Genomic DNA, 19,389 nt, shown 5'->3' on the forward strand with positions numbered 1-19,389 from the left:
GTGCGGTACTGGTGCAGGAAGTAGTCGAGGTGGCCCTCCACGGCCAGCCCGGTCGTCAGCGGCCGCGCATAGCGGGCGCCAAGGTACTGGCTGCTGCCGTCCAGTCCCTGCTCCCGGTCCTTGCTGCTGCCCGGCGACACGCGGGCAAAACCGTAGCGCACCGCCAGTTGCGCCGTGCCGGGTGCAAAGCGCTGCTGCAGCGCGACCATGTCGTAGGCTGACGCACCCAGCCGGCTGCCGCGTTCGCCACGCCCGAGCAGCCTGAAGCCGAAGCCGGTGGCATCCTCGGCCACGCTGTCGGCCATCCGGTCGAAACGGTGTTCCAGCGTGGGCACGGCCCGCAGTGACCGGTCAAAGCCGGCGCCGGACAGCTGGCGCAGCGCGCGGGCAAAATCTTCACGCCCCGGCAGTTCCAGGCTGGAGAACAGTCTGCCGCGCCCGTAGCTGCGCTCCAGGGCGCTGGCGACCGGTGCCAGCGACGCGTCGGCAATCAGGTCGCGGTAGTCGTTCTTGACCAGGGTGACGCCGATATCGCCGTCGTTGTCATGGTAGCCCCGCGCCTCCCAGACCACGGTGGTCGAACGGATATTGCCGGCGCCGCTCAGCCCCTTGCCGGTGACGAGCTTGGGATAGACCTGCTGTCTGGCCGATGTGCCGGCAGTAAAACCGGTATCGATGCGGACGTCGTGACCAAGCGCCAGATAATCGCCGGACAGCGTGCCGGCGCTGCTGGCGCTGGTACCGATCTGGTAGTGGTCCAGCGGGTTTGTCCCGGCCTGCGGCGAGGCGCCAGAATCCCTGGCAGAATCCATGATGGCCTTGGCAATGCGCGGCTGGAAAACCAGCCCGGCAGCCTCTGGTGTGTCGCTCTTGTCGCTCTGCCTGGTATGCGGATCCTTGAACGTGTCGCAGCCCCCGTCATCGCCGCACTCCAGAATGACACGGCCGCGGTTGATCAGCTTGCCCCTTCCCTGCAGGTGGAAGGCATGCGACTGCCGGGCACGTATCCTGATGGTGCCTTCATTGATGATGGCGGCCCGGCTGCTGGCCCTGGGGCCCAGCATCATCGCCACCATGCCGCTGCCCTGACCTGCCAGGGTGATGGTGCCACGGTTCACCAGCTGTGAATCGGCATCGCTGTACATGCCCACGGCCTTGTCGCCGAACAGCACGATGTAGCCGTCGTTAAACAGGTCATGGCCGTCGTGCTGCGTTTTCACGTGCAGGGCATTGACCGTGCCATTGCTCGCGGTGAACAGGATTTCACCGCTGTTGACGAACAGGTTCCGTGCCGGCCCGCCGGACGTGTTCATGGCGCTCGATGTCGCCAGCACGCCGTAGCCGCTGTCCGCCACCAGTTTGCCGGTATTCAGGGTCACGCCCTTGCCGAACGACCAGCCGTCCTTGTAGATCGCCGGCGCCTTGTCGCCGCCGGCTGCGGGCCTCGTGGCCATGACAAAACCATGGTTGACGAACGAGCCATTCCGGTACACCCCGATGCTGGCACTGCCTGTCAGGTTGAGGGTTGCGTGCTTCTCGTTGGTCAGCGTGCCATCCACGGGAGAGTAAGCGCTCAGACTGAGCTGGCGGTGGTTATTGAAAAAGCCGGCCGGCACCGGGTTTCCGTCACTGTCGATCGTCAGCGATGTCAGCTGCATGCGGCCGGTGTTGTTCAACGTCCCGGCCACGATCTCCACGCGGCCGGATTCGACGGCGCCGTCGTGAGTCTGCACACTCCCCCGGCTGTCGATCTTCCACAGGCCGCCCGGCAGTTCGGTACGCGGCAGATTGCTGTAGTCCCGGGTTGGCGCTGGCACCTGGCCTGCACCATTTGTGTCCGGCGACAGGTCGCCATCTTCAATTCCGCCCCGTATGCCGTCCACCTCCGCGGCCAGATCGGCATGATAGGCCCGCTGCGAATAAAACTCGGACCGGTCGTGGGCACGCGTCGTGTCGTCCGTGTATGTTCTGCAGCGCGTGCTTGGGCAGAGCAGATTGACTGCCCCCATGTTCATCAGGAAGGCAAATCGCCCGGCCGCGACCAGGAATGCATGCGAGTCGTCGCTGTGGACGTTGATCACCCCCTTCGGCGCATTGACGATGAGGGCATTCTGTGTTGCCTGATTTCCCAGCACCATCGCGTACTGTCCGCGGGCCTTGCTGCCTTTTTCCCCCAGGTTGATGGTGCCGGCATTGATCATCTGGGAATCGCTGTCGCTGTACATCGCCACGGCCCCGTCTCCATGCACGGTAATCACGCCGGCGTTGAACAGGTCATGTCCCTGATGGCCAGTCATGACATTCAGCGCGCGCCGGGCATTGCCGGCAGCCGTGAACTCGATGTTGCGGCGATTGACGAACACATGGCGCCGCTCGGGCTTGCCGGTCGGGGTCGTCATGCTGCCGTGGCTTTCCATCACGCCATAGCCGCCTTGCGCCGTCAGTGTCCCCAGATTGACGCCACGCCCGGTCGAGTCCGACGCGGCGTGGCGGCGATAGATCACCGGCGCGCGTCCCTCGGCATCGACCGCCGCAGCACTGGCCGTGACAAGGCCGTAGTTGAAGAACGAGCCGTTGTACCGGTAGCCGATGCTGCCCGTCCCGCTCAGGTGCAGCGTGCCCCGCTCGCGGTTGAGGAGCAGACCGGACACCGAGGATGACCGGTCCACGCCCAGCGCGCCGGCATTGCGCAGCTCGCCCCCGATCGTCACCCCCATCCTGCTGGCCGAGCCGGCGTTGAGGAACTTGAGCGGCGTCGCCACATTCAGCACGCCGTTGGACAACTGGCCGGACTGCGTTCGCGCCTGGCCGCCCTGAATGTCCAGCACGTGCCCTTGCAGATCCAGCGTGCCGGTGGGGGCCGGGCTTGCCTGCAGGGGAGGCAGGTCGGTACCTGCCGGCAACGTGTCCCGGGATGGCTCCGTTTTTTTCAGCTCGGCACGCAGCCGCTCCGGCAGCACGAGGGACGGGTATCTGTCGCTCTTGTCCTGTTTTTCCGTTCCCGGGCGGAAGGTGCCGCAGCTCTTGTCATTGCAGAGCAGGTTGACCTTGCCGCGGTTTATCAGCACCCGGTTATGATAAAAATCATCACCCAGAATGGCGAATGCGTAAGAGTTGCTGCTGTAGACGTTGATCTCGCCCTTTTCGTCGTTGAGGATGACGGCAGACGACATGGCATCCTTGCCCATCATCATGGCCACCTGCCCGCTGTCGGTGCTGCCTTCCTCTCCCAGGTTGATGATGCCGCGATTGACCAGCCTGGACTCGCTGTCGGTACGCATTGCCACCGCACCATTCCCCAGCACGGTGAGGATGCCGTCGTTGAGCACGTCATGGCCGGCATGGCCCGCCTTCACGAAGAGCGCATGCCGTGTGCCCTTGTCGGCGGTGAAGCGGATATTGCCGCGATTGATGAACAGGTTGCGCCGGTTTTCGTGATAGCTCGACGAGGTACGCATCAGCATGGTGGTGGTCATCACGCCATAGCCGCCACTGGCCACCAGGCGCCCGGTATTGATCTGCTGGCCGTCGCCGTCGCCGCGCCCGTCCATGAAGATGGCCTGCAAGTCATCCGGCCTGCTGGTCTGGTCCGCCACGATCATCCCGTGGTTGATGAAGGAACCGTTCTCCTCATACGCGACATGGCCCAGCCCGGACAGACGGATCAGGCCAGGCGTGTCATTGAGCAACGTGCCGGTCAGGCGGGCGCCCTGCTCCAGCCGCATCTCCCCCCTGTTGGTCGTGCTGCCCCCCCTGGCTGTGGCCAGCGTGATCCCGTCGACGATCCCGGTGTTGACGAATGCGTTACCGTCCCCGATCTCAAGCTTGCCATTGTGCAGATAACCCGGGTTCTCCAGTTCCCCGCCGGCGACAAGGCGCAATTGATGCCCCATCAGGTCCATGACCGGAGCCTGTGTACCGGACCGCAGCGAAGTCACAGGCGGAGGCAACGCGTCGCTGGGGGGCGGCTGCACGTCGTTGGGAGGAGGCTGCACGTCATTGGGGGGCGGCTGCACGTCGTTGGGGGGCGGCTGCACGTCGTTGGGGGGAGACGATATATCCGGAGATGGGGACGACATGTCCCCGGAAGGAACCACCCGGGCAACCGGCTCGGGAGGCTTGCCTGCAGCGGGGCCGGTGGTGGCTGCCCGCCCCCGGTCGGGAGAACCCGATGCGCCACTGCTGGCCAGCGCCAGCGCGGTCAGGGCAATGGAGCCGCCCACTCCGGCCAGCACCAGCCCCTTCCCGGCGAACCAGCCCGACTTCTCCCCGGCCACGCCCCCTTCCTGTCCCCATGCGCTGTGCGCCGGCCACGCGGCCAGCGACATGTACCGGCACGGGATAGCGGCCGGGCTTGCCGCAAGGCATCGCGCCTCCTCATCGACGTCCTCCGACCGTGCCATCCCCCTCCAGGTCGTGGAGGTAGTGGCCGGTTCCCGCCCTTCGGCCGCCGGAACCACACCGGCCATCATCACGGCAGCCATCACGCTACCGGCTCCCAGGAAAGTGTTCAGTCCTCGCAGAAACGAGAGCGGTCTGGTGGCCCCCTGCCAGCGGGAGAGAAGGCCGGTATCGTTCGGATAAGCATAGGTTGAATTCATGCGGGAGCCCCATCAGTCCGGAATAAACACAAGCCCCCATTTCAATCCAGTCCCCCAGCCGGTTCCATAAGAAAGCGCCGAAACTAACAGGCAGTTATTCCATGAATGACCCTATAAATATCCCCGCCAAAAGCAGGAATAATCCATTGGGCGCCATGGAAATGGCCGGCTGTTTCTCCCTTTTCCGAATCTGCCTCGCCGGTCAGAACGCATACTGGTAATCGATACTCACCCCCCTGTCGCGAGCGGCCCCCTCACGGCCGATGTAGGCATTGAGGCTGAAGCGCCCCGCCTGCCCCTGGTAACGAAGGCCCAGCTGCCCGTCATGGGCTGCGCTGCCGTCATCGTTCGTGGACGGCAAGGCAAAGCGGGCATCGGGGGCGCCGTTCAGCCGTGCCATCCGCTCCCCGCGCTGCCGATACAGGAGCGGGCGGACATTCAGGGCGGCATCGACGCGCCACCCGCGGCCGGTGCCGGGATGAACGCCGTCGTAGCCAATCCGCAGTCCCAGTACGCCATCCAGCGCCGTCTGGCGTTGCGACGACAGGCTCAAGCCGTAGTCGCCCGCACCGCGTTCTTCCAGTGCCGCGTCGCGCTGGTGACGCCAGCGCATGCCGAACGAGGGCTCCAGCGTCAGCCCGTCCGCCACCGGCAGCGACTGCACCAGAATTGCCTGCCCGCTGAACTGGTCGCGCCGATGGCTGGCACTGGCCTGCTCGTCGACGCTGCCGTAGCGCAGCGTTCGCTGGGTATTCAGTTGGTGCTGAAGGTAGCGGACACGGCTTTCCATTCTGACTCCGCGTCCCAGCACGCGGGCATGGTCCAGCGCAAATACCTGGCTGATGCCGTCGGGGCCGTTGCGGCCGGCTCCCGCCTGCGGTTTGAGACTGGCGATGCCATAGCGCACATCGATCCGGTCATCCGGTCCCAGCCCGATGCGCTGGCCGACCACGGCCATGTCATGTGATACCTCTCCCAGGCGCGAGCCGGGCTCGCCGTGCCCGAGCAGGGAGAAGCTGAAGCCGGCGGCATCCGGCCGGGCGGCATCGGCCATCCGGTCGAAGCGCGGTTCCAGCCTCTGCAGCGGACGCAGCGCCCGGTCGAGACCGGCGCCGGACAGCTGGCGCACGGCATCCGTGATTTCCGCCGCGCTGCCCAGTTCCAGGCTGCGATACAGGGCGCGTCCGTCGTAGCCGCGTTCCAGCGCGGCGGCCACCGGCCGCAATGCGCTGTCGCTGACCAGCTCGCGGTAGTCGTTCTTGCTCAGGGTGACGCCGACATCACCGTCGCCATCGCGATGCGCCTGTGCCTGCCATACGGCAGTCCGCGAAGCAATGCCGTCAATGCCGTCGATCCGCTCCCCCCGCAGCACCTTGTCGAACGTGGCTTCGCGCGCCGCCGTGCCGGCGGTGAAGCCGGTATCGATCATCACGCCCCGCGCATCGAGGTGTGAGCCGGACAGGGTACCGGCGCTGCCGTCCGGCAAGGTGCCGACCACATAGCCGTTCAGCGGGGCCGCCGCGCGACGCGGCCGGTCCTCGTCCAGCGCCTGCTGGAGGCGGGCCGGATTGACCCGCTCACGATCGACCGCCGTGCCGCCGGCATCCCGGGCGGCGGTGCCGGCGTCGCGAAACACGCCGCAACTGCCATCGCCACAGTCCAGGCGCACGGTACCGCGATTGACCAGGTGACCGTCATCCCCTTCGATACGGAAGGCATACGATTCCCTGGCCCGGATGTCGATCACGCCACCGACATCGTTGACGATCGTGCCGGTCGCATTCCGGCCCAGTGCCATGGCAACCATGCCGGTATCGCGCGTCCCCCGCTCCCCGAGGCGCAATGTGCCGCGGTTCACCATGAACGAGTCGCTGTCGCTGTACATTGCCACGGCATTGTCGCCGCTCACGGCAATCACGCCATCACGGTCGTTGAGCAGATCGTGACCGGTATGCGACGTGCCGACCTGCAGCGCCCGGGCCGCACCGTTCCCGGCCGCGAAACCGATGCCGCCGCGGTTGACGAATACATTGCGCCCGGCCGCCATGGCCGACCGGGTCTTCATCACGCCATACCCACCATCCGCACTCAGGGTGCCGGTATTGATCCGCAGTCCGTCAGGCGTGCCGCCCTCGTCGAGGATTGCCCGCCCGGACGGGTCCGGCGCGGCCTGCGTCGCCACGATCGTGCCGTGATTGGCAAACGAGCCGCCCTGCCGGTAGTGGAATGTACCCTCCCTGTGCAGTCGCACGTCGCCACCGCTCTGGTTGCTGAACTGGCCGCGGATCCGGGCGGGGGCGTCAAGCACGATGTGACCGCCGGACTGGTTGTCCGCCGTGCCGGTCACATCCAGTGCAACGCGCTCAAGCGCACCGCGGTTGCTGAATGTCGCCTTGCTGGCGACCAGCAAGCTACCGTTCTGCAGGGTATCGGCATGAGTGAGCTGGCGCTGGTAATCGACCAGCAGTTGCTGGCCGCGCAGGTCGCACGGGGGAGAGGACAGCGGCATCCGGCCGCCTGCGGGCTGTCGACCGGCGGCCTCTGCCGCGATCTGCTCACGCCATTGCGCATCGCCGGGCGGCGACGTCAGGGCAGCCAGCGTCGCCGACATCGCTTCGCCGATCCGGTGCTGGAACGCGAAACCGGCATCGGCGGCGCTACCGCTGGCGTCACGCGCACGGCTGTAATTGTCAGCAAAAATGCCACAACTGCCGTCGCCACAGTCCAGCCTGACCTCGCCCCGGTTGATCAGCATGCCGGCACTGCCATCGACCCGGAATGCGTACGATGCCTTCGCCCGGATCGAGATCACCCCGCCCGTATCGTTGACAATGGCACCGCTGGCGGCATTGCCCAGCACCATGGCCACCATGCCGCGTCCGCTGTCGCCCTTGTCGCCCAGATTGATGGTGCCGCGATTCACTATCTGCGAATCACTGTCGCTCTGCATGGCAACGGCATTATCACCCCGTACGGTGATGACGCCTCCCGTATCGTTAAGCAGGTCGTGACCGCGATGATGCGCTTTCACGTGCAGGGCCCGGGTCGCGCCTGCTTCTGCGCTGAAATCGATGTCGCCGCGATTGACGAACACATTGCGCCCTTCCTGCTGCATGCGGCTGCCGGTCGCCATCACGCCATACCCGCCACTCGCCCGCATCGATCCGGTGTTGAGCGTCAATCCGGCGCCGTGGGACCAGCCGTCAACGAAAATCGCCCGGCTCCGGCCATCCGCGGTCGCCCCGCTCGCCTGAATGTCGCCCTGGTTGATGAACGAACCGGCGCGGCTGGAATGCACTTCGCCGGCGCCGCTCAGACGCATGAGGGCGTCTGGCCGGTTCAGCAGCACGCCACTGCCGGAAAGCGCACGGGACAGGGTCAGCGTGCCTTCGTTGACAATGCGGGAGCCGCCACGAAACTGGCTGCTGCCCGACGACGCCAGTGTCATGTCCGCTCCGGCGGCGTTGTACAGCTTGCCGCCATCGACCGCCAGCACCACATCGTCGATGATGCCGGTGTTGGTGAAAACGGTGTTCTCCGCCAGCGACAGCGCCCCCGCTCTCAAGACGGAGGTGTTGTTCTGAATGCCACTGCCGAGCAGAAGCCGCTGGCCGTGCAGGTCCAGTCCGGACTGGGGGCCGGTGCGCGCAGCGACGTCTGCCGGTGGAATGGAAGACCGAAGCGGCGACGCGACCGGCTGCGGCAGCAAGTCACGGGACGGCGGGGACGATGCATCGGACTGCGGCACCGCGCGCAGTGATGATGCAACCAGCGGCCGTGGCGAATCCACGGTCGGCTGTGACGACGCAGGAAGGGACACGTTTGCCCCTCCAGCCGGAGACGGGGATGACACTGGCGATGGCGAGGCCGGCGGCGGCGTGGAAGATGGGGGCACGGCAGTCGCGGCAGGCGCCGCCGGAGAGCTGCCGCCCTCACCGTTTCGCGTCATCACCAGCGCGGACAGTGCCGCCACGCCGGCAATGGCAGGCGGCGCCAGGTCCGTCAGCGGCAACGGTCCGGCCCCGGTCTCATCCACGGTTTCCGGTCCGCGGCCACAGCGGCCCGACAGATCATCCTCGTCCGGACACGGGTCTTCCGGCAAGGTCCAGACTTCATCCAGCAGCCCTTCGCTCTGATGGCTGCGGCCGCGCCGGCCGGAAGAGGAGACTTCCTCGGCGTTCTCCCTGGCTTCCGCCATCGAAGGGCCGAAGGAGAAGGCTGCCACGACCACCAGTCCGCTCGCGCGGTAAAAAGTCGTCAGCAGTTGCCGCAGCCAGCGGCTCAGACTCAGCCGGCAAGCGCGCATGCGCATGAAAGATTGCTGCCGCCCGAGAGCTTGCAGGCGATAGTACACAGGACGCATCGTGTCGTTTCCAGAATGAAGAACCTCTCAACTGGATCGGCCCTCCCCCCGCAAACTTTACGCACTCAACCCATTGAAATTACTGCAAATAACCAAGAAAAAACTTAAACAACAATAAGAAATTACTTACACCAGAAATAGCCGTGTGCGGGGCAGGCTGTGCCGACTTGTTGCCGGGCCCGGGAATCGCCGGACCGGATGGGGCCGGCATGAAAAACCCCGGAGCGGCGATGCCGGTCCGGGGTTTCCTGCTTTCGTGCAGCCCGATCAGCTGATGCGCTCGATCTTCGCGCCAACGGCACCCAGCTTCTTTTCGATATTCTCGTAGCCGCGGTCGAGGTGGTAGATGCGGTCGACCAGGGTTTCACCATCGGCTACCAGGCCGGCGATCACCAGGCTGGCCGAAGCACGCAGGTCGGTCGCCATCACCGTGGTGCCGGACAGCCGTTCGACGCCGGTCACGGTGGCGGTATTGCCGTCCACTTCGATGCGTGCGCCCATGCGCGCCAGTTCGGACACGTGCATGAAACGGTTCTCGAAGATGGTCTCGGTAATGGTCGACACGCCGTCGGCGATGCTGTTCAGCGCCATGAACTGCGCCTGCATGTCGGTCGGGAAGGCCGGATGCGGCAATGTGCACAGGCTGACTGCCTTCGGCCGCTGCTTCATGTCCAGCGAGATCCAGTCGTCGCCGGCCTCGATCACGGCGCCGCACTCGACCAGCTTGTCCAGTACGGCTTCCAGATCCACGGCGCGGGCGTTGCGCAGCAGGATCTTGCCCCGGGTCATGGCGCCGGCGACGAGGAAGGTGCCGGCTTCGATCCGGTCCGGCATCACGGCGTGATGCGCACCGTGCAGGCGTTCGACGCCGTCGATGGTCAGGGTGTCGGTGCCGAGACCGCGGATGCGCGCGCCCATCTTGTTCAGGCAGACCGCGAGGTCGGTGATTTCCGGTTCGCGGGCGGCGTTTTCGAGGATGGTGGTGCCTTCGGCCAGCGTCGCCGCCATCAGCAGGTTCTCGGTGCCGGTCACGGTGACCATGTCCATGGTGATGCGGGCCCCCTTGAGCCGGCCGCGTGCCTTCACGTAGCCGTGCTCGATCACGATCTCGGCGCCCATCGCTTCCAGGCCCTTGATGTGCTGGTCGACCGGGCGCGAGCCGATCGCGCAGCCGCCGGGCAGGCTGACGCTGGCTTCGCCAAAGCGGGCCAGGGTCGGGCCGAGCACCAGGATCGAGGCGCGCATGGTCTTGACCAGTTCGTACGGCGCGACCAGGTTGTCGATGTGGCTGGCCGTGATCTCGAGCTCGCAGACGTTGTCGGTCATGACCCGCGCGCCCATGCCCTGCAGCAGTTTCTGCGTGGTCAGCACGTCGCGCAGTTGCGGCACGTTGCTCAGGTACAGGGTGTCAGCGGTCAGCAGCGATGCGCACAGGATCGGCAGCGCCGCATTCTTGGCGCCGGAAACAGTGATTTCGCCGTTCAGCGGACCGTTGCCGGTCAGTTTCAGTTTGTCCATCAGCGGGCGGCCCACTCTTCAGGGGAAAAGGTTTTCATCGACAGGGCGTGGATTTCTTCGCGCATGCGGTCGCCAAGCACCTTGTAGACCAGCTGGTGCTGGGCCACGCGGGATTTGCCGGAGAAACCCGGGCTGACGATCACGGCGTCGAAGTGGTGGCCATCGCCCTGCACTTCCAGCACGGTACAGTCGAGGCCGGCCTCAATGTATTGCTTGATCTGATCAGGTGTCACCATGGTTGTTAGCGCCTCAATTTGTAACCGGATTGCAATAGTCTGAGCGTAATGGCCGACACCAGCACGAAGGCGGTCGCCACCACGGCGAAACTCAACGACGGATCGACGTCGCCATGGCCGAAGAAGCCGAAGCGGAAGCCGTCGATCATGTAAAAAACCGGATTCAGGTGCGACACCGCGTACCAGAACGGCGGCAGGCTGTGCACGGAGTAGAACACGCCGGACAGGAAGGTCAGCGGCATGATGATGAAGTTCTGGAACGAGGCCAGCTGGTCGAATTTGTCGGCCCAGACCCCGGCGATGATGCCCAGTGCACCGAGGATGCCGCAGCCGAGCACGGCAAAGGCCAGCAGCCACAGCGGATGCGCAATCGGCGGGAAGCCGGCCCACAGTGTCACCAGCCACACGCCGGCGCCGACCAGCAGGCCGCGCACGACCGAGGCCAGCAGGTAGGCGGAGAAGATTTCCATATGCGACAGCGGCGGCAGCAGGATGAAGACCAGATTGCCGGTGATTTTGCTCTGGATCAGGCTGGACGAGCTATTGGAAAAAGCGTTTTGCAGCATCGACATCATCATCAGCCCGGGAATAAGGAACATCACGTAGCTGACGCCCGGATAGACGTCGACCCGCCCGGACAGCGCGTGCGAGAACACCAGCAGATACAGCAGCGCGGTCAGTACCGGCGCGGCGACGGTCTGGAAGGCCACCTTCCAGAAACGAAGGATTTCCTTCTTGAACAGGGTGACGAAGCCGTACATGTGTCACACCCCCTGAGCGTGCATCATCTTGACGAAAATATCCTCGAGATCGGTTTCCCGCGAGAACAGCCCCTGTACCTTTATGCCTTCGATGCGCAGCGCGGCCAGCACCTGCTCCAGCGACGCGTAGTCGGGCAGCCGCAGCGTGACGTCTTCGTTTTCGCGCGTCACCACCAGCGGGCGCAGCATGTCGGGCAGGCGTTCCGGCGCCGGCAGCAGCCGCAGTGTGACCCGCCGTTCGTCCTCGCGCGCCAGCAGCCGGTCCTTGTCCTCAAGTGCGATGATCCGGCCGGCTTTCAGCATGGCGATGCGACCGCACAGCTCCTGGGCTTCTTCCAGGTAATGGGTGGTCAGCACGATGGTGTGGCCGGCACTGTTCAGCGACTGGACGAAGGCCCACAGGCTCTGGCGCAATTCAACGTCGACACCTGCAGTCGGCTCGTCCAGCACGATGACCGGCGGCCGGTGCACCAGCGCCTGCGCGACCATGACCCGCCGCTTCATCCCGCCGGACAGTGCGCGCATGTTGGCGTCGGCCTTGTCGGTCAGGCCAAGCTTGTCGAGAATTTCGTCGATCCATGCGTCGTTGTGCTTCAGACCGAAATAACCGGACTGGAACACCAGGGTTTCACGCACGTTGAAGAACGGGTCGAACACCAGTTCCTGCGGCACCACGCCCAGCGCGCGCCGCGCCTTGCGGTAGTCGCGGACCACATCGTGGCCCATGACGCTGATCGTGCCGCGCGTCGGGCGGGCAATGCCCGACAGACAGGAGATCAGCGTGGTCTTGCCGGCCCCGTTGGGACCGAGCAGGGCGAAGAATTCCCCTTCGCCGATCGTCAGGCTGACGTCGTCGAGTGCGGTGAATTTGCCGTAGGTCTTGCTGACGGACTGGATTTCGATGGCCGGCATGGCGGATTGCAAGGGCGGAAAAAGGCGTGAGTATATCGCAAGTTATCCCCGGCGCCCGTGCATCCACCACCGGCCGCCCCTGCCGTCGGTCAGCCGCGCTTGCCGCGCGTTTTCCCGCCGACCCGCGCCAGGTAGACCGTGACTTCCTCGCGATCGTGGTACAGCTGCTTGACCGCGACGGTATGGCGGATTTCCGCCGCGTCGAGCGCGTCGCCAATCCGGTCGAGCGCGTCGCGCAGCGCCAGTGCCCGCTTCTTCATCGGCAGCTTCAGGTTGAAGATTGCCTGCCGGGTCAGGCCGCCGACGAACCAGGCAGCAATCAGGTCCGACACCCGGGCCGGCTGTTCGACCATGTCGCAGACCAGCCAGTCGACCGGATGCTGCGGCCGGTAGCGGAAGCCGTCCGCACGCAGGTGCTTGACCAGCGGGTGTCCATCGCAGGCGCCCTTCATCGGCCCATTGTCGATCGCATAGGTCTTGATCCCGCGCCGGATCAATTGCCAGGTCCAGCCGCCGGGCGCCGCGCCGAGATCGACGGCGGTCATGCCCTCCTTCAGCCGGTCGCGCTGACCATCGCGGCCAAGGAATACCTCGAACGCTTCCGCCAGCTTCAGTGTCGAGCGGCTCGGCGCCTCGGCCGGCATCCGCAGCCGCAGGATGCCCATCGGCCACGGCGCCGCCTCGTCCCCCTGGCTGACGCCGAGAATCGCCCGCCCCTTGTGCGGGAAGTACACATGCAGGCGCCGGCGCGAACCGGTATCGAGCAGGCCGGCGGCGGTCAGGCCTTCTTCCAGCAGCGGCTGGAATTTGCGGGTAAAGCCGGACAGCGACTTGCCGTCATTGGTATCCGGTACCTCGAGCCATACCGAGCCGAACGGCGTGCCGCGGCTGCGCAGCGCAGCCAGCAGCGGCGTCAGCCGGTCACGCTCGCCCAGTTCGACATCGGCCACCACCCGGCACAGCTGACGGGTAAAGGCCAGCGTGCTCCAGTTCAGCGCCGGCTGGCTGTCGGCCGCGTCGACCAGCAGGAAACCGCCCTGTTCGACCAGTTCGGCCAGCCGGGTCTCGACGCCGCGCTCGAGCAGCCACGGCTCGACTTCCTGCCAGGCGTCGCGCTCGAAGCCGGCGCGGGTTTGCAACAGATAACGGACTGCGGGTGCGGACATGACGGCGACCTCGGAAAGAAGGCCGGTGTTTTAACGGTCCGGCGCGCGGATGTCAAAGCCCTTTGCTGTCGCCGGCACGATCACGGCATGACGCGGGCGGTCACCGTGCCCTGTCTGGCCAGTGCCCAGCAGTCATCTGCCACCCTCCAGCCGGTGGCGCCGTCACCCCGATGCTGCACCAGCCCGGTCGTCGACCCGCCATCATCCATCAGCCGGTCCAGCTGGCAGGCGAAGCGCCGGTCGACCGCCAGATCCAGCCACAGCTCGCCATCGGCCGGGCGCAGCACCCACTGCCCGCCCGGTGCCGCATTGCGCTCGGACAGGTTGAGGATGCCGCTGCTGGCCAGGGCAGTCCACGCCCGTCTGGCCTCATCCGCATCGAGCAGCCCGTTGCCGCCCTGGCACTTCATGCTCTCATCGCAGCCATCGCCGGGCAGGCGGTCGTACTTCTCCCGATAGACCTGCAGCGCCGTGCCGATGCGCAGCACCTGCGCCTGCATGCTGCGCACGCGGGTGCTGTCGATCAGGTCGCGGCCCTTGAAGCCCATGCCGATAATCAGCCCGACCACGGCCAGCGCAATGGCCAGTTCGATCAGGGTGAACCCCTGCTGCTTCATCGCCGTTCTCCCTCCCATTGACCACCGGGTCACGCTACACGCCAACGGGACGAAAACAAAAAACGCCACGCGGAAGCGTGGCGTTTTTACCAACGGGAATCAGGAGCTGCTTACAGCATGCCCTTTTCCTTCAGCAGCGCGACCATGGTCGAGCCAAGTTCTGCCGGGCTGCGGGTGTAGCGGATGCCGGCCTTCTCGAACGCGGCGAACTTTTCTTCCGCCGTGCCCTTGCCACCGGAGATGATCGCACCGGCGTGGCCCATGCGCTTGCCCTTCGGCGCCGTCACGCCGGCGATGTAACCGACGATCGGCTTGGTCACGTTGGACTTCGCGTATTCGGCAGCTTCTTCTTCGGCGGTGCCGCCGATTTCGCCGATCATGATGATCGCTTCGGTCTGCGGGTCGTTCTGGAACAGTTCCAGCGCGTCGATGTGGCTGGTACCCGGGATCGGGTCGCCACCGATGCCGATGCAGGTCGACTGGCCGAGGCCGGTGACGGTGGTCTGCGCCACGGCTTCATAGGTCAGCGTGCCCGAACGCGACACGATGCCGATCTTGCCCGGCAGGTGAATGTGTCCCGGCATGATGCCGATCTTGCATTCGCCCGGGGTGATGATGCCGGGGCAGTTCGGGCCGATCAGTCGTGCGCCGCTGGCTTCGACGTAGCGCTTGACCTTCAGCATGTCCAGTGTCGGCACGCCTTCGGTGATGGTGACGATCAGCTTCACGCCGGCATCGACGGCTTCGATGATCGAATCCAGTACGAACGGCGCCGGCACGTAGATGACCGAGGCGTCAGCCTGGGTCTCGCGCACGGCGTCCTTCATGGTATTGAACACCGGCAGGCCGAGGTGCTGGCTGCCGCCCTTGCCCGGGGTCACGCCGCCGACGACCTTGGTGCCGTAGGCCAGCGCCTGCTCGGAGTGGAAAGTGCCGTTCTTGCCGGTAAAGCCCTGCACCAGCACTTTGGTGTCTTTGTTGACCAATACACTCATGGTTGACTCCTGATTTTCTGTGCTGGGTTACGCGGCCTGGACGGCGGCGACGATCTTCTGCGCGGCGTCGGCGAGGCCCTGGGCCGAGGTCAGCTTCAGGCCGGACTCGTTCAGCAGCCTGGCACCCAGTTCGGCGTTGTTGCCTTCGAGGCGAACCACGACCGGCACCGTCACGTTGACTTCCTTGACCGCGGCGATGATGGCTTCGGCGATCATGTCGCAACGCACGATGCCGCCGAAGATGTTGATCAGCACGCCCTGCACCGACGGGTCGGCCAGGATCAGCTTGAACGCTTCGATCACGCGGTCCTTGGTGGCGCCGCCGCCGACGTCGAGGAAGTTGGCCGGCTGGCCGCCGTACAGCTTGATGATGTCCATGGTGGCCATCGCCAGGCCGGCGCCGTTCACCATGCAGCCGATGTTGCCTTCCAGCGCGACGTAGTTCAGGTCGAACTCGGACGCCTTCAGTTCACGCTCGTTTTCCTGCGACTTGTCGCGCAGTGCGGCGACTTCCGGCAGGCGGTACAGCGCGTTGGAGTCGATGCCGACCTTGGCGTCGACGCAGCACAGGCTGCCGTCGCCGCGGATCGCCAGCGGGTTGATCTCGAACAGCGCGAAGTCGTTTTCGACGAAGGCGTTGTACGCGCCGGTCATCAGTCTGGCGAATTCGTTGATCTGCTTGCCTTCGAGGCCAAGGGCGAACGCCACTTCACGTGCCTGGAACGGCAGCAGGCCAACCAGCGGGTCGACCGTGACCTTGAGGATTTTTTCCGGGGTGTTGTGGGCGACTTCTTCGATTTCGACGCCACCTTCGGTCGAGGCCATGAAGGTCACGCGACGGCTCGAACGGTCGACCACGGCGCCCAGGTACAGCTCGCGCTGGACCGGGTACATGTCTTCGCACACCAGCACCGAGTTGACCGGCTGGCCATTGGCGTCGGTCTGGTAGGTGACCAGGTTGGTGCCGATCAGGCCGCGGGCGATATCGGCCGCTTCCTCGCGGCTCTTCACCACCTTGACGCCACCGGCCTTGCCGCGACCGCCGGCATGCACTTGCGCCTTGATGACGGCGAATTTGCCTCCGAGCTGATCAAAGGCGACAGCGGCTTCTTCCGGCGTTGCGGCGAGCACGCCCTGTTGCACCGGCAGGCCGTACTTGGCCAGCAGCGCTTTTGCTTGGTATTCGTGCAGGTTCATTCGTGTTTCCCTTGCAGGTAGGAAATTCGTCTATCGGTCGCCCGGGCATCCGGGCGACCGTGTCAATCAGCCATGCAGCGCGCGCTTGTCGGCGGCGAGGCATGCCTCGTGCAGCACTTCACTCAGGCTCGGATGCGCGTGGACGATGCGGGCGATATCCTCGCTCGACGCCGCGAACTCCATGGCCACGACGGCTTCGGCAATCAGCTCGCTGGCGAACGGGCCGATGATGTGCACGCCGAGAATACGGTCGGTCTTCGCATCGGCCAGCACCTTGACGGTGCCGGCAGCCATGCCCAGACCCAGTGCACGGCCATTGGCGGCGAAGCCGGACGTGCCCTTCTTGTATTCGATGCCGTCTTTTTTCAACTGCTCTTCGGTCTTGCCGACCCAGGCGATTTCCGGCGAAGTGTAGATCACCCACGGAATCGCGTTGAAATCAATATGCGGTTTCTGGCCGGCGATGCGCTCGGCGACCGCCACACCTTCTTCGCTGGCCTTGTGCGCCAGCATCGGACCGCGCACCACGTCACCGACCGCCCACATGTTCGGCAGGTTGGTATGGCAGTTGTCGTCGACCACGACAAAGCCGCGCTCGTCGATCTGCAGGCCGACCGCTTCGGCACCGAGGCCGGCGGTGTTCGGCAGGCGGCCGATCGACACGATCAGCTTGTCGAACTCGGCACTCTTCTTCTCGCCGTTGATCTCGTAGGCGACCGTGACCGACTTCTTGCCGGTCTTGATCTCGCCGATCTTCACGCCGAGCTGGATGTCGAGGCCGGTGTCGCGGGTCAGCGTCTTGAACGCTTCCTTGGCGATCTGCTGGTCGGCTGCGGCGAGGAAGGTCGGCATCGCTTCGAGGATGGTCACTTCGGCGCCGAGGCGCTTCCACACGCTGCCCATTTCCAGACCGATCACACCGGAGCCGATCACGCCCAGACGCTTCGGCGTCGCGGTCAGCGCCAGCGCGCCGGCATTGTCGAGCACCAGGTTGTTGTCGATGGCGACGCCCGGCAGCGGACGCGGGGTGGAACCGGTCGCCAGGATCACGTGGGTGGCTTCCAGCGTGTCGACCACGGCGCCGTTGTCGGTCACCTCGATCACCCAGCGCTCGCCCGTGCGGCCCTTCAGCGCGCCCAGGCCGTGCACGTTGGCGACCTTGTTCTTCTTGAACAGGAAGGCAATGCCGCCGGCGTTCTTGCCGATGATGCCTTCCTTGCGCTTCAGCATGGTGCCGACGTCCATCTTCGCGCCGGAGACGCTGATGCCGTGGGCGGCAAAGTCATGCTGGACCGCGTGGTAGTTTTCCGACGACTGCAGCAGCGCCTTGGACGGGATGCAGCCGACGTTCAGGCAGGTGCCGCCGAGGCTCGGCTTGCCTTCCGGGTTCTTGAAAGCATCAACGCAGGCGGTGTTGAAGCCGAGCTGCGCGGCACGGATGGCGGCGACATACCCGCCGGGGCCGCCACCGATGACGACGACGTCGAATTGTTGGCTCATGGAATCTCCGTTATGAGCTGCGGTCAGGCATGCGCAGGAACCATCAGCATCAGCACGCCAAACCCGATCACCATCAGCCCGACGACAATGGCGCCGAGCGAGGTGAACAGGTCGCGTTCCTTGCGGCCGCGTTTCCACGCCGCGTAGCGCAGTGCGAGGATGCCGATGCCGCCGGCGATGAAAGCGATACCGTAAAACTGGTTGTTCATTGCAATGCCCTTCCGTGACAGCGGGGCCGAAGCCCCGCGAAAGCACCGAAGTTTACAGATCCAGCAGCAGGCGTGCCGGATCCTCGATCGCATCCTTGACCGCAACCAGACTCAGGACGGCTTCGCGGCCGTCGATGATGCGGTGGTCATAGGACTGGGCCAGATACATCATCGGGCGGACCACGACCTGGCCGTTCTCGACCATCGCGCGTTCACGCGTCGCGTGCATGCCGAGGATGGCGGCTTGCGGCGGGTTGATGATCGGGGTCGACATCATCGAACCGAAGGTGCCGCCGTTCGAGATGGTGTAGGTGCCGCCGGTCAGTTCTTCCATCGTCAGCTTGCCTTCCTGGGCACGCTTGCCGAAGTCGGCGATCTGGCGTTCGATATCGGCCAGGCTCAGTTGGTCGGCATTGCGGATGATCGGCACGACCAGACCGCGCGGGCTGCCGACAGCAACGCCGATGTCGAAGTAGCCGTGATAGACGATATCGGTACCGTCCACCGACGCGTTCACGATCGGGTACTTCTTCAGCGCATGCACCACGGCCTTGACGAAGAAGCCCATGAAACCGAGCTTGACGCCGTGCGCCTTCTCGAAGCGGTCCTTGTACTGCGCGCGCAGATCCATCACCGGCTTCATGTTCACTTCGTTGAAGGTGGTGAGGATGGCGTTGGTCTGTTGCGACTCCAGCAGGCGTTCGGCGACGCGCTGGCGCAGGCGGCTCATCGCCACGCGCTGTTCCGGACGCTCGCCAAGCAGGGCGGCGACATTGACCGGGCTCGGAGCAGCCGGGCGGGCGGCAGCGGCGGCCGGCGCGGCCTTCGCGTTCTGCACGTCTTCCTTCAGCACGCGGCCATCACGGCCCGAGCCCTTGACGGCGGTCAGGTCGACGCCGGTTTCGGCGGCCAGTTTCCTGGCGGCCGGCATGGCCATGACCTGGTTGTGGCCGGCTTGCGCCGACGCGATCACGGCGGCGGCTTCCGGCGTCGCGGCGGTAGCAACCGGCGACACGGCAGCCGCCACGGCCGAGGCGGCAGGCGCGGCTGCGCCGGCCTGGGCGGTCGGGTCGATCCGGGCGATCAGTTGCCCGCTGGTCACGGTCGCGCCATCCTGCTCGACGATCTCGACAATCACCCCGGCTTGCGGCGCCGGCAGTTCCAGTACGACCTTGTCGGTTTCCAGGTCGATCAGGTTTTCGTCACGGTTGACGTATTCGCCGGGCTTTTTGTGCCAGGTTACCAGGGTCGCTTCCGACACCGATTCCGGCAGTTGCGGGACTTTGACTTCGATCAGCATGTTTTGGGCTCCAG

Annotated in this window: 13 protein-coding genes; all 13 read right to left on the reverse strand. The window is 65.3% G+C overall.

Going from position 1 to position 19,389, the window contains the following annotated elements; genetic code table 11:
* On the reverse strand, positions 1–4,328 hold a 4,328-nt coding region (locus tag ACYVG8_RS10855), incomplete at its 3' end, for a hypothetical protein (protein WP_460745792.1).
* Positions 4,329–4,803: 475 nt separating this feature from the next.
* The gene (locus ACYVG8_RS10860) at positions 4,804–8,913 is read right to left on the reverse strand and encodes an autotransporter domain-containing protein (protein WP_460745793.1); all 4,110 of its coding nucleotides are present in this window, start codon (positions 8,911–8,913) and stop codon (positions 4,804–4,806) included.
* Between the two features lie 318 nt (positions 8,914–9,231).
* A complete protein-coding gene (murA, locus tag ACYVG8_RS10865; protein WP_028500663.1) occupies positions 9,232–10,482 on the reverse strand; it encodes a UDP-N-acetylglucosamine 1-carboxyvinyltransferase in 1,251 nt (416 codons plus the stop codon).
* A complete protein-coding gene (locus ACYVG8_RS10870; RefSeq protein ID WP_028500664.1) occupies positions 10,482–10,718 on the reverse strand; it encodes a BolA family protein in 237 nt (78 codons plus the stop codon). Before ACYVG8_RS10870 ends, murA begins: the two co-directional genes overlap by 1 nt.
* Positions 10,719–10,723: 5 nt before the next feature.
* On the reverse strand, positions 10,724–11,479 hold the full coding sequence (locus ACYVG8_RS10875) for an ABC transporter permease (protein WP_028500665.1): 756 nt from the start codon (positions 11,477–11,479) through the stop codon (positions 10,724–10,726).
* Positions 11,480–11,482: 3 nt separating this feature from the next.
* The gene (locus ACYVG8_RS10880) at positions 11,483–12,391 is read right to left on the reverse strand and encodes an ABC transporter ATP-binding protein (RefSeq protein ID WP_460745795.1); all 909 of its coding nucleotides are present in this window, start codon (positions 12,389–12,391) and stop codon (positions 11,483–11,485) included.
* 89 nt (positions 12,392–12,480) lie between these two features.
* Entirely contained in the window at positions 12,481–13,557 is a 1,077-nt protein-coding gene (gene rlmM / locus ACYVG8_RS10885) for a 23S rRNA (cytidine(2498)-2'-O)-methyltransferase RlmM (protein WP_028500667.1), read from the reverse strand.
* 80 nt (positions 13,558–13,637) lie between these two features.
* Entirely contained in the window at positions 13,638–14,174 is a 537-nt protein-coding gene (locus ACYVG8_RS10890; RefSeq protein ID WP_028500668.1) for a type II secretion system protein, read from the reverse strand.
* 110 nt (positions 14,175–14,284) lie between these two features.
* A complete protein-coding gene (sucD, locus tag ACYVG8_RS10895) occupies positions 14,285–15,169 on the reverse strand; it encodes a succinate--CoA ligase subunit alpha (protein WP_028500669.1) in 885 nt (294 codons plus the stop codon).
* A 27-nt stretch (positions 15,170–15,196) separates the two neighbouring features.
* Complete coding sequence (sucC, locus tag ACYVG8_RS10900; RefSeq protein ID WP_028500670.1) at positions 15,197–16,366, reverse strand: ADP-forming succinate--CoA ligase subunit beta; 1,170 nt, start codon at positions 16,364–16,366, stop codon at positions 15,197–15,199.
* 66 nt (positions 16,367–16,432) lie between these two features.
* On the reverse strand, positions 16,433–17,866 hold the full coding sequence (lpdA, locus tag ACYVG8_RS10905; protein WP_107888683.1) for a dihydrolipoyl dehydrogenase: 1,434 nt from the start codon (positions 17,864–17,866) through the stop codon (positions 16,433–16,435).
* 23 nt (positions 17,867–17,889) lie between these two features.
* Positions 17,890–18,075, reverse strand: coding sequence for a hypothetical protein (locus ACYVG8_RS10910; protein ID WP_028500672.1), 186 nt, complete (start codon positions 18,073–18,075; stop codon positions 17,890–17,892).
* Positions 18,076–18,127: 52 nt separating this feature from the next.
* Positions 18,128–19,375: a 2-oxoglutarate dehydrogenase complex dihydrolipoyllysine-residue succinyltransferase gene (gene odhB, locus ACYVG8_RS10915; RefSeq protein ID WP_028500673.1), complete on the reverse strand. Its 1,248-nt coding sequence runs from the start codon at positions 19,373–19,375 to the stop codon at positions 18,128–18,130.
* Between the last annotated feature and the right edge of the window lie 14 nt (positions 19,376–19,389).

This window comes from Microvirgula curvata (assembly GCF_054781615.1).